15 protein-coding genes and 2 pseudogenes are annotated in these 14,085 nt (G+C 58.7%); 8 read left to right on the top strand and 9 right to left on the bottom strand.

The annotated features are described in order from the left end of the window. Positions 1-258: 258 nt before the first annotated feature. From lspA to lnt, 3 genes are all read right to left on the bottom strand, one after another. Positions 259-738: a signal peptidase II gene (gene lspA / locus S4A8_RS18895; protein WP_353180979.1), complete on the bottom strand. Its 480-nt coding sequence runs from the start codon at positions 736-738 to the stop codon at positions 259-261. Positions 739-814: 76 nt separating this feature from the next. After that, complete coding sequence (locus tag S4A8_RS18890) at positions 815-1,444, bottom strand: cation diffusion facilitator family transporter (protein ID WP_293623294.1); 630 nt, start codon at positions 1,442-1,444, stop codon at positions 815-817. Positions 1,445-1,534: 90 nt separating this feature from the next. Next, positions 1,535-3,052 (bottom strand): apolipoprotein N-acyltransferase, encoded by a 1,518-nt coding sequence (gene lnt / locus S4A8_RS18885; protein ID WP_353221307.1) that lies wholly within the window; start codon positions 3,050-3,052, stop codon positions 1,535-1,537. A gap of 115 nt (positions 3,053-3,167) precedes the next feature. Between lnt and S4A8_RS18880 the strand changes: the two genes are divergently transcribed. From S4A8_RS18880 to merA, 6 genes are all read left to right on the top strand, one after another. Then, positions 3,168-3,575, top strand: a complete 408-nt coding sequence (locus S4A8_RS18880; RefSeq protein ID WP_353113647.1) for a MerR family transcriptional regulator — start codon at positions 3,168-3,170, stop codon at positions 3,573-3,575. A gap of 700 nt (positions 3,576-4,275) precedes the next feature. Beyond that, on the top strand, positions 4,276-4,677 hold the full coding sequence (merR, locus tag S4A8_RS18875) for a mercury resistance transcriptional regulator MerR (protein ID WP_353221306.1): 402 nt from the start codon (positions 4,276-4,278) through the stop codon (positions 4,675-4,677). An 88-nt stretch (positions 4,678-4,765) separates the two neighbouring features. Beyond that, on the top strand, positions 4,766-5,128 hold the full coding sequence (locus tag S4A8_RS18870; RefSeq protein ID WP_353221305.1) for a mercuric transporter MerT family protein: 363 nt from the start codon (positions 4,766-4,768) through the stop codon (positions 5,126-5,128). 12 nt (positions 5,129-5,140) lie between these two features. After that, positions 5,141-5,440 carry a cation transporter gene (locus tag S4A8_RS18865; RefSeq protein WP_348767511.1) on the top strand — a complete coding sequence of 100 codons (300 nt, stop codon included), beginning with the start codon at positions 5,141-5,143 and terminating at the stop codon, positions 5,438-5,440. Between the two features lie 6 nt (positions 5,441-5,446). After that, complete coding sequence (gene merF / locus S4A8_RS18860; protein WP_353221304.1) at positions 5,447-5,659, top strand: mercury resistance system transport protein MerF; 213 nt, start codon at positions 5,447-5,449, stop codon at positions 5,657-5,659. Between the two features lie 22 nt (positions 5,660-5,681). Next, complete coding sequence (gene merA / locus S4A8_RS18855; RefSeq protein ID WP_353221303.1) at positions 5,682-7,328, top strand: mercury(II) reductase; 1,647 nt, start codon at positions 5,682-5,684, stop codon at positions 7,326-7,328. 211 nt (positions 7,329-7,539) lie between these two features. Here the strand turns inward: merA and S4A8_RS18850 are convergent, their stop codons facing one another. Next, complete coding sequence (locus S4A8_RS18850) at positions 7,540-7,866, bottom strand: YnfA family protein (protein ID WP_209064985.1); 327 nt, start codon at positions 7,864-7,866, stop codon at positions 7,540-7,542. Positions 7,867-8,129: 263 nt separating this feature from the next. After that, entirely contained in the window at positions 8,130-9,326 is a 1,197-nt protein-coding gene (locus tag S4A8_RS18845) for a Fic family protein (RefSeq protein WP_293624161.1), read from the bottom strand. Between the two features lie 301 nt (positions 9,327-9,627). Here S4A8_RS18845 and S4A8_RS18840 point away from each other — a divergent pair, with 301 nt between their 5' ends. Beyond that, entirely contained in the window at positions 9,628-10,050 is a 423-nt protein-coding gene (locus S4A8_RS18840; protein WP_293624162.1) for a hypothetical protein, read from the top strand. A gap of 117 nt (positions 10,051-10,167) precedes the next feature. Here S4A8_RS18840 and S4A8_RS18835 read toward each other — a convergent pair whose 3' ends face one another. The 4 genes and pseudogenes from S4A8_RS18835 to S4A8_RS18825 all read right to left on the bottom strand — a co-directional run. Beyond that, positions 10,168-10,425, bottom strand: a complete 258-nt coding sequence (locus tag S4A8_RS18835) for a hypothetical protein (RefSeq protein ID WP_293624163.1) — start codon at positions 10,423-10,425, stop codon at positions 10,168-10,170. A gap of 107 nt (positions 10,426-10,532) precedes the next feature. Beyond that, the gene (locus S4A8_RS18830) at positions 10,533-11,396 is read right to left on the bottom strand and encodes an alpha/beta hydrolase (RefSeq protein ID WP_353221302.1); all 864 of its coding nucleotides are present in this window, start codon (positions 11,394-11,396) and stop codon (positions 10,533-10,535) included. 1,054 nt (positions 11,397-12,450) lie between these two features. Beyond that, positions 12,451-12,537: pseudogene (locus S4A8_RS19145) on the bottom strand (hypothetical protein); the annotation flags it as partial. Between the two features lie 5 nt (positions 12,538-12,542). Next, positions 12,543-13,688, bottom strand: a pseudogene (locus S4A8_RS18825) (IS3 family transposase); the annotation flags it as partial. A gap of 95 nt (positions 13,689-13,783) precedes the next feature. Between S4A8_RS18825 and S4A8_RS18820 the strand changes: the two are divergent. Further along, the coding region (locus S4A8_RS18820; RefSeq protein WP_353221301.1) for a transposase at positions 13,784-14,085 on the top strand (302 nt) is incomplete at its 3' end.

Below are 14,085 nucleotides of genomic sequence, written 5' to 3'. Positions count from 1 at the left end.
GCGACAACTCAGCAGGAAAGCCGCCTAGCTTCTTTCCTCATACACCAGATTTGACAGTAACTCACATACCCACCGTCCAGGCCGTGGTACAAGCCTGTAATGACTCGGGGCTTTGCCTTCCACCCTCGACGCTTTCTACGTCGATTCCGAGCACCGTGAACCCATCGCTACCTTAAGCTGCCTAAAAGCTTCAAAAGGGTCTGAGCCGTAGTGGGGATGCAGGCAGCCCGAGCTGGCTCAGTAATGCGGCCGATACGCTCAGTTGCCGTATTTTCTATGCGCCCAGATCAGTAATGCGGCTCCCGTGGTAATCCAGACATCGGCCAAGTTGAATGCCGGCCAGTGGTACTGTGCGTAGTGGAAATCGAGAAAGTCGACCACATGGCCGCGTAGCAGGCGATCCGTCAAGTTGCCCAGTGCACCGCCTAGAATCGCACTGAGTGCTATTCCTTGACCTTTCGAAGCCACCCCGCGCCACAGCCAGCCCAGCAGCATGGCCGACATGACAACGGCGACACCGATCAGGAATGCCCGCTGCCAACCACCCGCATCGGCCAGAAAGCTGAATGCGGCACCTGTATTGTGTAGATGGATCCAGCTAAAAAACTCTGTGACGGCTCTGCGCTCACCATAGGCGAGATAGGTGCTGGCCGCGTACTTGGTTGCTTGATCCAGAAGCAGCATCACGAGGGATAATCCCAACCAACGCAGCCTGTCGGCCGGGCTAGAACTTTTCAGCGTGTCCTCCCCTATCGTCACCCGCGCAGACACAAGCTATGCTTCCTGTTTGCACCGCGCGAAGATATCGCCATGTTCAAGGGCTTTCCGAGGACGGTGATTCCTGAAGCTCGTCTCGCGTTTGGCGCGCGTCCTTCAGGATGCGGATACCGCCGCGTAACACGATAAAACCAACGACCAAACCGATAATGAGATCGGGGTACCGCGTGTCGAAGTAGTAGACCAGCGCGCCACCGACAATGACGCCGATATTGGCGATTACATCGTTGGCCGAAAATATCCAGCTCGCGCGCATGTGCACATCGCCTTGTCGGTGGCGGGCGATGATAAGCAAACAGGTTGTGTTTGCCACGAGTGCCGCCGCGCCCATCAGCATCATGTAGCTGGGCTCGGGATTGCTGCCCATCAGGGTTCGCCGAACCACCTCACCCACGGCGAACAGCGCGAGCAGTATTTGCACGACGCCGCCGATGGAAGCGGCGCGCGCCTTGTGATGGGCGGCGCGCCCCACCGCATACAGCCCCGCAGAATAAACCGCTGCATCGGCGAAGTTGTCGAGCGAGTCGGCGATCAAGGCGGTCGAGCCGCCTAGCAAACCAATCCCGAACTCAGCTAGAAACATGACGCCGTTGATCGCCAACAGCCAGTAGAGCGCCTTTTGTTGGGCCTGGTCTTTGGCCTCGAATTCACAGCCGCAATCGGCCATCCCGTGTTCCCTCCACCAGCGCAATCATGCGCCAAACTCTGTTGGATATAAGACGACGATAAAACCTCTAGCGACTAAAGGGTCAAGCACTCAGCGAGACTGAATTTCGTTTGTCTTTTTTCCTACCCCAACGAGCACGACCAGTGCGATCCCGACGACAGCCAGCACCGGTTTGTCCTGCCAGCGGACGTAGGGCGTGGTCCCCGTACGCGGGGTGACCTCTGCCTGCAAAACAGTCGGCTCGAACTGAGGCGCGCGCGCCAGCAGTTGACCGTTGTGATCGATTACCGCCGTGAGCCCGGTATTAGTGGATCGTACAAGCGGGCGCCCAGTTTCAACAGCGCGCATTTGGGCAATTTGCAGGTGTTGATGCGGCCCTAGGGAGTCTCCGAACCACGCGTCGTTACTCAGATTAACCAACAACTGCGCGGTTGGGAGCAGGTCAGTGACTTCCGCGCCGAACACCACATCAAAGCAAATCAATGCGCCGATGGACACGCCGGAGGCATATAGCAGTTGTGGCTGCTGGCCTGCCCTGAAGTCTTCAAGCGGTGCGCCCAGAATATTCAGCGATGGGCCCACAAATCGACGCAGTGGGACGTATTCACCGAAGGGCACCAGATGCCGCTTGTAATAGAACTGACTTGGGCGAGAAAGGCTAACTGCTGAATTGTATGCTTCGCCCTGGCGTGTACGCATGGGGATGCCCAGCATAAGGGTCGATCCGCGCTCGCCGAGACGTGCTTGAAGTCGCTCTAAATAATCAGAGGTTTGATCGAACCACGCCGGCACGGCGGTTTCCGGCCAGACTATAAGGTCCGTTCCAGCGTATGGCTGTGTTAGTGCCCGATAGCGCATCAAAGTGAACGCCAGCGCTCCTGACTCCCATTTCCTGTCTTGTTCCACATTCCCCTGCACAAGCGCAATGGACAGTGGCTTGGCTACTACCGGCTCGGTCCATTCACGATCAAGCAGTGAAATGCCAAGCGATAGCGCCACCAGTGCGCCGCTTGTGATTGCCAGACGCCGCAAGCTCAAACGAAGAATCATCCACGCAAGGCCCCCCGCCATAACGGTCACCACAAAGCTCACGCCCAGCACGCCAAATACGGGTGCGATCGCGGCAAGCGGCGTGCCGATCTGGCTGTAACCTAAAAAAAGCCAAGGAAAACCGGTCAGGAACCAGAGCCGGACCCATTCGCTCAGTATCCATGCCGCTGGCAAACCAAACCATAGAGCAAGGCCGTTCATCCGGGCGGATAAGGTGCGAACGAGAAATACCACTGACCACGGGAACAAGGCCAAGAGGGCTACAAAGCCTACCGTGACGAGCATGGCTGCTACGGGTCCGCTGCCATAGCGATCGATGCTGATAAACACCCATGAAACGCCTACACCGAAGTAACCCAACCCGAAGAAGTAGCTTGCACACAGCGCAGCACGTTTTGGTAGACGCACGGCCAACAGGAATAGAACCGCCGGCGACAGCACGGCCAGCCAATACCAACCTAACGGCGCGAAAGCGAGCGGCAAAGCGGCGCCAGCCAGCAACGCCAGACCATAGACCACGAGCATGATTGGGAGTGCTGAGACGTTGTGCGCCGACATGCGGTTGATCGAAGCTCGGTTGCACAAAGGATATTCCTACGCTTTAGTTGCCAGCGTGCTGCAACAGCCACACACTAAGTCCTCGAGTTACTAGAGCTTCAAGCGCGAGAAGGTTATGACGCAATCCGATCTGCGGATTGGCGATCTCGCCCGACACACGGGCGTAGGTGTAGCCACGATTCGTTACTATGGCGACGTAGGCCTGCTACCGGAAGCAGGCCGTAGCGAGGGCGGCCAGCGCCACTACCGCCCTTCACATGTCGAACGGCTCATGTTCATCAAGCACTGCCGGGAACTGGGCTTCAGCCAAGACAATGTACGCATGCTGCTGACGCAAGCCGATCAGAGTGATGCCTCCTGTGAAGACGTCGCTCGACTCGCTAAAGAGCATCTCGAAGCCGTGCGTAAGAAGCTTACGGCCTTGCAGGCGTTGGAAATGTCGTTGGAGGATATGATTCATGCCTGCCGCGGTGGTCGAATCCAGAATTGCCGCATCATCGAAGCTTTAGCGGCCAATGAATAACCTTACCGATAGGCTGCGGGCGCGCGTCGCTGCTTAACGTACGATTTTCCCGTTTCGTGTTTTGACCCAAACAAAGTCGATGAACGGCGGAAAAGACAATCACGTTTTCATCAGATCGATTCTTTTCTAGTTTGTATCGTCGCTCGGCGACTTGGGTGGAGCCGTTCTTTTGCACAGAGGCGCCGCCGGTACGGCGCCGGCGCTAACCTACATCCGGCAGAGTGGCACTCGGCGGCGTTTCTCGGCGGCCGATAAAAGCGTTTCAAGACGTTTTTCAAGCACTCTCTACCGGGGCACGTCGGTTAGGGAACTCGGAATAGCTAATCGCGCGAGGCTAGCTATCGACCTAAAGTGGACCATCCCAGTCAGCGATCGGCACCCATGCCAAGCCTTTCGAAAATGACTTGACGGGCAGTCGTATCAGGCACCCTTAATTCGATGTGGTTTGATGCCCAGCGAAACAGGTGCTCGGCGGCGACGCTCGACAGGATTTGCTCATTCAGTGGATACAGTCGCCAATGGTTCAAACCGTATCGGTCACCCACTACAGGCAAGCATGAGCCTCCACCAAGATTTACCAGCACCGACTCGGCCCGATTTGAACTTGCACCGCCCGCGACTGGATAGGCGCTGGTGACGGCGCATCGAGTATGTCTTGTTGCTACCGTATTTACGCGTGGCAAATTGAACCTGAAACGACATGGCTGAGACTGGACTAACGATCGGAAAACTCGCGGCGGCCGCCGGCGTAAATCTGCAAACTGTGCGCTATTACCAGCGACGCGGATTGATCGATCAGCCGCCCAAACCTTCCACTGGCTACCGTCGCTATCCGCGCGCGACCGTTGACCGCATTCGTTTCATCAAGCGCGCGCAGGGCCTGGGTTTCAGCCTTGACGAAATCGGCGAGTTGCTAAAGTTGGGCGACGGCCATTGCGATGATGTACGCCGTGTCGCCGAAAATCAGCGCGCGCTGGTGGCAGCCCGCATCGCCGATCTGGCCGCAATGCAAGACACGCTGGATGGGCTGATCGATCGCTGCCGGAACGCGCATGCTCCCGACCATTGCCCGCTGATCAAGACGCTGTCCCACCGCGACTGAAATAACTCAGCCAGCCCTTGACACGGTACCTGAGTACCGCGTTTAAGCTGCGCTTCGTCCGATTATCGAACCGGCACGGAGCCTTTTCATGAACGACCCCACGACCGCGACCGGTCGCACCACCTGGGCCCAGATCGGCGCCGTACTCGCCGCGGTCGGGGCTTCCCTGTGCTGTGTAGCGCCGGTGTTGTTGATATCGATTGGTGTCGGCGGCGCTTGGATGAGTTCGCTCACTGCACTGGAACCGTATCGGCCGATATTCGTCGTCATTACGCTGGCGCTGCTGATTTTTGCCGGTTGGCGGCTGAATCGCCGCGAGCCGGGTTGCGATTCCGATACAGCGTGCGCACGACCCGCGGTCAAGCGCCGTCAGCGCCTCATCTTCTGGCTGCTCGCATTACTCGTCACGGCACTGCTCACCTTTCCCTGGTACGCGCCGGCTTTTCTCTAAGGAATGATCGTCATGGTTCGAAAACAACGCATGATTCTAGTGGCCACCATGCTGCTGGTGGGCACGGTCTGGATACAAGGCGCTTTTGCGGCGGCTGAAAGGACCGTAACGCTTGCGGTGGGTCATATGACCTGCGCGACCTGTCCCTTTGTGGTGCGCAAGGCGCTCCAGCAGGTCGACGGCGTCGACACGGTGCGCGTGGACTACGAGTCCAAGACCGCCACGGTCGCCTTCGATCCGAAGATTGCTTCGGTCTCGGACTTAACCGCGGCCACGACCCGCGCTGGCTATCCGTCCGAGCCAACGGAGTAACACCACATGGGCCGCAATAAAAAGCTGTTCGGTGTGGGCATTGCAGGCACCGTCATCGCGGCGCTGTGCTGTTTCACGCCGGTGCTGGTGATCCTGTTCGGCGTCGTCGGTCTTTCTGCGCTGGTGGGCTATTTGGACTATGTGCTGCTGCCCGCGCTGGCCTTTTTCCTGGGGCTGACGATCTACGCCGTTTATCGGCGTAAGAAAATGGCCTGCTAAACCCGACCGATCCGGAACCGAAATGAAACTCATACTCGCTATTCACGGCATGACCTGCGCGCACTGCGCCCAAAGGGTCGAGGACGCGCTCAATGCACTTCCTAGCGCAAGCGCTGTGGTGTCCTATGCCGAGCGCCGTGCCGAAGTCCAGTTGGATGACGGCACAGATGAAACCACGCTGATCGAAGCGGTACAGGCCCAAGGCTACGATGCCCGCAACTGGGACGACGAATCTTCGCTTGCCCAGTCTTCACGGGTCGCGGGAGAAGACGACAACCGCCATATCGCGATCATTGGCAGTGGCAGCGGCGCGTTTGCGGCTGCCATCCGCGCCGTTGAGGCAGGGGCGCGGGTGAGCATGATCGAGTCGGGCGACATCATTGGCGGCACCTGCGTCAATGTGGGCTGCGTGCCATCCAAGATCCAGATTCGCGCCGCCGAACTGGCCCAGCACCAACGCCACAACCCGTTTGACGGGTTGGCAGATTGCAAGCCAACGATTAATAGGCCACGCCTGCAGCGCCAGCAGCAGTCCCGGGTTGAAGAACTACGCGCGGCCAAGTACCAGAAAATACTCGACGATAATCCATCGATTACGCTGCGCCGCGGGCGGGCCCACTTCGAAGATGCGCATACGCTGATTGTCACAGCACATGACGGGTCCGAAGATCGTTTGGTGGCCGATCGCATTCTGATCGCTACCGGGGCTTCCCCAACGATCCCACCAATACCGGGCCTGGCCGACACGCCATATTGGACGTCCGATGAGGCGGTTCTCAGTCCGGACACGCCCGAGCACATCATCGTCATCGGCGCCTCTGTCGTTGCCGTTGAACAGGCTCAGGCGTTCCGCCGTTTGGGTTCGAAGGTCACAGTCCTGGCCCGCAGTATGCTGCTATCCAGCGAAGACCCCGCGCTCGGCGAGGGCCTTGCCGCGGCCTTCCGCGCCGAAGGAATCGACGTACGCCAGCACGGCCAGGCGCGTGCCGTACATTTTGCGGCAGGGCAATTCACGCTCGACACCGACGACGGCTCGATCCAGGGCGACCGGCTGCTGGTGGCAACGGGCCGCTCCCCGAACACCCGTGATTTGGCACTAGACAAGATCGGGGTGGTGACCGATGAACGCGGTGCGATCAGGGTTGATGCCTCGCTGTGTACCAGCGCCGAGCATATCTATGCCACTGGCGATTGTACGACGCTGCCCCAGTTCGTCTATGTGGCCGCCGCCGGCGGCACCCGCGCGGCCGTCAACATGACCGGCGGTCGGGCGCGGCTGGGTCTGTCCGCCATGCCGGCAGTGATCTTCACCGATCCGCAGATCGCGACGGTGGGGTTGGATGAACGCCAAGCCCAAGCGCGCGGCCTTGAGATCGAGACCCGTTCTTTAGGGTTGGAACATGTACCACGTGCGCTTGCCAACTTCGAGACCCGCGGATTCGTCAAGCTGGTTGCCGAGGCGGCCAGCCATCGTCTACTCGGAGCTCAAATCTTGGCTCCCGAAGCCGGCGAGATGATTCAGGCCGCTGTATTGGCCGTCCACCACGGCATGACCGTTGAAGCCTTGGGCGATCTGCTGTTTCCTTATCTGGTTCACGTAGAAGCACTCAAGCTCTGTGCCCAGACTTTTACCAAAGATGTCGAGCAGCTGTCCTGCTGTGCCGGGTGACTGCCGTCGTTAGCGATCGGTTGATCGATCGAGCCGTTGTTCGTCTACCTCTTTCAGTTCGGCGCGGGGCGAGCTCGAAGCGCTGGATTCGCGGTCGAGTCTTGGGTATTTAGCGTGACCCGATGTCTTTGGTTGGGGCACCACCCAATACATACCTCCAATGATCGGCTCACCTAGTTTGGCCCTGATGTATGCGATTCAAGCACAAGCTTCACGTCGCATGCGGGGCCCACAGAATGATCGCTGCGCCGGCAAGACAAACCGCTCCGCCCAGGGCATCCCAGACGTCGGGCGCGTGCCCTTCTATAGCCCACATCCAAAGGATTGAAGCGACTATATATAGGCCTCCATAGGCAGCGTAAGCGCGTCCTGCTTGATCAGTGGGGCTGAGCGTTAATAACCAAGCGAACGCCGCCAGTGAAACCATGCCCGGAAAAAGCCATAGCGCACTATTCCCCGATCGGAGCCAAGACCAGAACGCGAAGCAGCCGGCGATCTCAGCAAGCGCAGCGCAGGTATAGACCACAAGTGTCGGCATGAGTGACCAGCAGATTTGCTTTTGGCGATGCAGTTTAACGCGAGCAAACCAGCACTGAGCGTTCACGAACTAGGCTGAACTGAAAAACGGTTCGAATCCCGAAGGCGTGTCATGTCGATGTGTTTGCGATAACAGCGCATTAGTGAGTTCGGAAGCTCCGTGAGCGTCTGCTTTTGGCCGATAACAGCCGTTCCCCGTGAAGTAACGCGTGACGTTTGCGAAGATCTCGGCGAAATTCGCCGATCCCAACTCGCAATGTTTGGTTAGTTCGATGGCCCGGCCATTTTCGGGAACAGATAATCAAGGTAGGTGGCCGGAAATCTCGGTCGAACGGGGCCGCGTTGATTCGAGCTGACGAGCAAGCCCTCCTTTAGCAGCTCGCTTACGACCTGTCTGCCCATCCGCTCTTTGTATCCGGACCGTTGGCCTGCTTCTGCTCGGGTCAATTCGCCCTCGATGAACACGGCTTTAAGCACGCCTTCCGCGCCGCGGTCGAGCTTGGGCACGCCTGGAAGCGCTTGTTCACTGGCCTGACGAACCAGATACTCGACACGCCGCTTATAGCCGTCGATGCTGAGCACATCGGCCATATAGTCAACCTGGTCCACGCAAGCGTTCAGGAAGAAATCACAGAAGGCGTAAAGTGCGCGTTCGCTACGCGGGCCGCGCCCATCATGATCGCCCTGTCGCGGCGCATCCGCATCCCCCAAGCGGCTATAGTAGGTCTGTCGGGCACGAGCAAGACCGCGTGAAAGACTCCAGATCGCAGGTTGCTCAAGCACACGGTCAATGTGTAGACCGCTGAACAGTCGCGCAACGCGACCGTTACCGTCAACGAAGGGGTGCAAGAAGGCCAGACGATGGTGCGCAGCCGCAGCAGCTATCAAACCTTGGTCGCCGCGCAAGCTCGGCCCGTCGGGGCGATAGGCGTCAGAAAAGGCATGTAGCGCCGCTTCCAGATCGCCGTGGCCGATAGCGACATGCCTTCCGACTTGCACATCGGTCGTCCGCAGCGCGCCAGGTTCAACGACAACGGGGGCATCATTCGGGCCGTTGCGAACAAGCCGATCAGTCTCAGGCACCTTTTCGAAGATCAGCTGGTGGATTCTGCGAATGAATTCGATATCGGTGGGATTTTCGTGATGGCTGGCTTCAGCGCGCGCAGCGACAGTCTGCTGCGCCTCTTGCAACGCAAGTGAAATCATCACGCCCGGCGTGTGTGTTTGTTCACCGGCACGTACCGCACGATCGACCTCAACCGGATGAGTGCTCTGACCCTCGATCAAGTTCGAATAGTAGGTGTTGACCGTCCGAAGCATGTCTTGCAAGGCAATTCGGGTCGCAGGCGGCAAACCACCCAACGCCGCGGATCGTTGCGCCAGTTGGTATGCCTTTCCTGCGAGCTCACGAGACGGATCAGACGGCATCCACGGCGCGAGGCCATACGTTAGATCAGTCATTGGTTTATATGACGCGATGTTTCAAGGATTATGACAGAACTGTGCCGGTTATTTTGCCGCAAAACTTACTCACCCTTACGACACAGGATGCTGAACTTAGGCCTTTTATTATCCCCTTCGTGATTCGCTTTATTGTTATCACGGCCAAGTCGTGCCGGTTTCAATGCCGCTGACATACGCCGCACGGATCCGCGAGCACCGCGCACAGATCTCCGCGAAAATGAGCCAAATACTCGACGCATAAGCACTTCGCAGTGACGTAGGATCAAGTCTAAATAGCCGCCGTAGCTCAGCGTCTCCTATGTTCATCACCCTACTTGTCGTCACCTTCTTGCTGTCACTGGGCACCAGTCTCGCCGTGAGCGGCCTGTTCAACGGCTCGATCGCCGGCATCATGAACCTGATCACGCCAGGCACGATGGCCCATTCCTGGCGCCGCTATCTGCACTTCGCGATCTGCGTGGTGGGCGTGTCCGGTGGCGTTCGGATCAGCCAGATCGAGCGCTATATCACGCCACAGTTGCGAGAAACCGAGGCACTGGCCCTCACCTCGGACCGATGGATTCTCGAGGTCTACCGCACGCTCATTGGCACGTTATCGAGCATCGCTTGGCTGCTACTGGTGTTCTTCGTCGTCGCGCTAGTGGTCTACGTCATCAAGCGCGGGCTAGAGCTGAAGGCAAAGACCGGGCGATCTGACGATACCGGCTCGGGTGAGGCCTGATAGTGGCCTTATCGGCCGCGCGCTCGTCAGCGAGAACGAGGCAGCCGTTAAGGTGAATCGGCTACGAAAGCCGATCACCCCAATGAACGATGATTTTATCGAGCACGGTGCACCGGTCTAGCCGTGCCGCCACCATGTCGCGATCCGCACGCCGATCAACCAAACCAGGCCACCCAATGTGCAGAGCCCCCCAATCGCGGGGCTGTTGCCCTCGGGCGATGTAAAGACCATCGATAGGCCGAAAATCAGCAGCAATATGGCGGCGACCTGCTGCAGTTTCAGCGACTTCGCGGTCATCTGAGTGGTGACGTAGCTCCCGTCCTTTCCCTTGTTCCCGGCGCTGTTGCTGGCCTGAACGGACGATGCATTGTCCATTGGCCCACCACAGGCTGGGCACGCACTGACGCGCGTCGATACGTCGTGGCCGCAGTCGTCACATTTGGTCAAAGGCATCATTCCCCCTCTTCTCTATAAATATGTACTCACCTACGTGAGTCTTCTTCGTCATCGTTTAGGCTGCCCGGCTCCGCCAGCCAATGCGCGGCTCGCTCTGCCGCCTCATCACTAGCGACCAGGCCGAGGTGCGAGGCGCCCTGCACGATATCAACGTCAACCGCTGCGTTGTGTGGTTCGATCGCTGGCTTGTAGCGGCGCGATCGAAACGCCTCGTCGTCTGATCCGGCCAGCAACAACACAGGCGCATCGATGGCAGCGAAGTCGCTAGCGTAGTCGGCCGGGCCAAAGCCCTTCATCAGTCGATACGAATACGACAGCGTTTCGCGGCCGGTCCGCTGTGCCGGCGGCATATTGAACCGCAATACGCCCACCCCGTTAAACCAGCGAATCCCCGCGGTATTGGCCATCGCGATCGGTATGATCCGGGTCAGGTTGGGCTGCGCCCAGCCGCCCGAATGTGAGCGCGTGGTGGGCGCGTCATGGCCGAGGTAAGGCGCCAGAAGCAGATAGCCCGCGGCGCGATCGCCGTACACACTGCCGCCAAAGCGCAGCGCCAGGCCGGCGCCGGACGAATGCCCACCCACCACGATCTCGCCGCCGCGTGCAGCTCTGTCACGCAGATGTGCGATCAGGTCGGCCAGATCGTCCTCGAGTTGATCGATATAGTCGATATCACCCCGGACATCAGGCGACGGCCCGTGTCCTCGGAGATCGGGCGTGATGACATTCGCGGCGGCGGACTCGGCCAGCGACTGTGCGAGCGGGTAAAGGTAGACGCTATCGGTCGCAGACCCATGAATAAGGATCAGCCATGTACGCGAATTAGCCGAATACTTCCGGTAATGAAGTCGCGCGCCATCGCGGGCAGTGTAGGTCTCGCGCTCGGGCAAGGCGACATCGGCGGGCCGTGGCAACTCATCGAAATCCAGACCCTGCGGCGGATCGTCTGCCCGTTGGCTCGAACAGGCGCTCAAGCAGGTGCAGGCGATGACCAATGCCACGCATGTGGTGAGGAGATTCACAGCAGCTCAACTGTTGTGTCGATTCGGAAAACCAACATGGCTATTGTGGACTTAGTCGTGTGCCTCGGGCCAAGGAAATCGTTTGCCGCAGTCAAAGCAACAAAGCCATACCCGGTCACCTTGAACGCGCTGCCAGCGGGTTCGTTGAAGCTCGGCGACACGGTCACTACGGCATCGAGTACACCGTGGTTCCGGGTGATAGTCGGCATTGAGGCTGGGCGTGTCATCTGCATTCGTTGCCTCGCGAGAAGTTAGCCCCGCTTGTAATTACAGATGCGCCCACCGTATCTGAGCGATGTGTCTCTTTCACCCGAGCCGGGTGGAAGAAAAAGGGCCTGCGCACCTCGATTCGATTACGAGGCAAAGGGAGTAGAGGTAAGCCGAATGTATCGGGTGCGTCTTTTCATACACCTCACCCATTTGCCTGGGCGCTAGACCAGAACACCCCGCCCGGCTTGTGCTCATTGCTGCGTCTTTTCGTGCACATTTGAGAGATGAAGCCAGGTGTACGGTGCGTCTTTTCATACACCTTTCGATCTTTTCAGGCGCTGATGGACGGCCGCGACTGATGCATTGCCCTCTATGAGCGTCTTTTCGTACACCTTGTAGGTGTTGGTCTCAGGTGTACGGGACGTCTTTTCGTACACCTCTGGGCCGTGCATCTCAGTGTCCCGGTGCGTCTTTTATACACCGCATGGGTTTGGTGCCATTCGCCGCTGCGTCTTTTCGTACACCTAGCAAGCTGAGCGCGGAGGTGTATGGGTGCGTCTTTTCGTACACCTCGGCCTGAGTAGAGCTGCCTATAGCCCGGCATGAAAGGGCTTCGGCATCCTGCACTAATCAATGCGCGGTGACGGGTGTACGGGTGCGTCTTTTCGTACACCTGTTCCTAGACCGATCTCTATCTCACGGTGCCCAGGTGCGTCTTTTCATACACCTTCTGGCTGAATTCGCCCTTGGCCTTGCATGCGGCCAGCAGTAAGCCGACCACGACCGCGGCCGTGCCCTGGGGTTCTACCCCGTTTCGGCGGACGGTTGAGAAAAGGTTAACGGATACTTTTGATCTTCAGCAGCCATGCGCTGTCGGATACGCGGATTATGGAAGCGCTCGATGTAATCGAAGACATCGGTTCGGGCTTCGGCCAACGTCTGTTAACGGCGCCGGTTCACGCGCTCTCGCTTGAGCATGCCGAAGAAGCCTTCGGCCGCGGCATTGTCGCCGCAGTGACCGACCGCGCTCATGCTGCAGATCATGTTGTTGCCGCGTAGAAAGCGTTGGTAGTCGTCGCTGGTAAATTGCGTACCTCGATCGCATGCAATACGACCGGCTCGTCGCGCGTCTCGCGCTGCCAAAGCGCCATCAGCACGGCTTTGAGTACGAGATCCCGGTCTGACGAGAACTCATCGACCAGCCGACCACGGCCTTGTTATAGATGTCGACAACGACGCACAGGTATAACCAAGCTTCAGCGGTTCGGATATAGGTGATGTCGGCCCCCCATTTCGTGTTGGGTTCGAGCGCGACGAAGTCGCGCTCGAGGTGATTACGTACATGCGTCGGCCGATCGCCGGAAGGCTTGGCCCGTCAGCGCCGCCGTTGCGGGATACCCTGGAGGCCGCTCGCGGCCATGAGTCGAGCCACCCGATTGCGGCTGACGGTCTCGCCCTCGAACTGCAGCGTCTCGGTGATCCGCGGCGCACCGAACACGCCATCACTGTCGCGATGTAGTGTGTGGATCTTCTCCGTTGGCCGCGCATTGGCGCGAGCCTGGCGACTGGGCGATCGATTCGCCGACGCATAGAAGCCACTAGTCGAGACCTTGAGGCAGCGGCACATCAACTCGGCGGGATATTCCGAGCGACAACGCTGGATCGTCGCGTACCTCACGACGATTCCTTGGCGAAGTACGTTGCCGCGTCGCGCAAAAACTCGCGCTCCTTCTTGACCTGTGCGAGCTCGCGCTTAAGGCGGGCCAGCTCCTGATCACGCAGCGTGCCGCTGCCCTGAAATACCGGCTTCGACGAACGCTGGGCCTCGCGGCACCAGCGGTTGAGCATCGTCGGGCTGAGCCCGAGATCGCGGGCGACCGCGCTCGCACTGCTTGGTGACGATCGCACGAGTTCGACGGCCTCTGCCTTGAACTCGGCACTGTACTTCTTGCCTAGGGCGTGTTGCCGTTTTGCGCTAAGTTATTGATTGTAGGAAAGGCAGGCTCGTATTGTGGTGTTACCAGCAACACAACGACGAGCCTGCGATGGCCCGACAAATACTCACAGATGAGCATTGGTCCAAGCTCAAACGTATTTTGCTTGCCGAATCGATCTACGACAAATCGGATTTACGTCTGACGGTTGAAGGCATGCTCTACCGAATGCGTACAGGTTGCCCTTGGCGCGACCTGCCCGAGGTCTTTGGCGCTTGGAACGCGGTCTACAAACGCTTCCGCGCCTGGTCTCAGAGCGGGAAGTGGTGGCGGATTGCCAACGCGCTGATCACCGACCCTGATCTGGAATGGGCATTTATCGACGGCACCTATGCCAAAGCCCATCAACACAG

This window comes from Salinisphaera sp. S4-8 (genome assembly GCF_040361235.1).
GTDB lineage: Bacteria > Pseudomonadota > Gammaproteobacteria > Nevskiales > Salinisphaeraceae > Salinisphaera.
This window is presented reverse-complemented; position numbering and strand designations above follow the sequence as displayed.

Bases quoted from the DNA above. Each gene is read 5' to 3' on its own strand.
- merF (WP_353221304.1), top strand. From the start codon at position 5,447: ATGGGCCGCAATAAAAAGCTGTTCGGTGTGGGCATTGCAGGCACCGTC.
- S4A8_RS18835 (WP_293624163.1), bottom strand. From the start codon at position 10,425: ATGGACAATGCATCGTCCGTTCAGGCCAGCAACAGCGCCGGGAACAAG.
- lnt (WP_353221307.1), bottom strand. From the start codon at position 3,052: ATGTCGGCGCACAACGTCTCAGCACTCCCAATCATGCTCGTGGTCTAT.
- S4A8_RS18850 (WP_209064985.1), bottom strand. From the start codon at position 7,866: ATGCCGACACTTGTGGTCTATACCTGCGCTGCGCTTGCTGAGATCGCC.
- S4A8_RS18865 (WP_348767511.1), top strand. From the start codon at position 5,141: ATGGTTCGAAAACAACGCATGATTCTAGTGGCCACCATGCTGCTGGTG.
- S4A8_RS18890 (WP_293623294.1), bottom strand. From the start codon at position 1,444: ATGGCCGATTGCGGCTGTGAATTCGAGGCCAAAGACCAGGCCCAACAA.
- S4A8_RS18880 (WP_353113647.1), top strand. From the start codon at position 3,168: ATGACGCAATCCGATCTGCGGATTGGCGATCTCGCCCGACACACGGGC.
- merA (WP_353221303.1), top strand. From the start codon at position 5,682: ATGAAACTCATACTCGCTATTCACGGCATGACCTGCGCGCACTGCGCC.
- S4A8_RS18840 (WP_293624162.1), top strand. From the start codon at position 9,628: ATGTTCATCACCCTACTTGTCGTCACCTTCTTGCTGTCACTGGGCACC.
- merR (WP_353221306.1), top strand. From the start codon at position 4,276: ATGGCTGAGACTGGACTAACGATCGGAAAACTCGCGGCGGCCGCCGGC.
- S4A8_RS18845 (WP_293624161.1), bottom strand. From the start codon at position 9,326: ATGACTGATCTAACGTATGGCCTCGCGCCGTGGATGCCGTCTGATCCG.
- S4A8_RS18870 (WP_353221305.1), top strand. From the start codon at position 4,766: ATGAACGACCCCACGACCGCGACCGGTCGCACCACCTGGGCCCAGATC.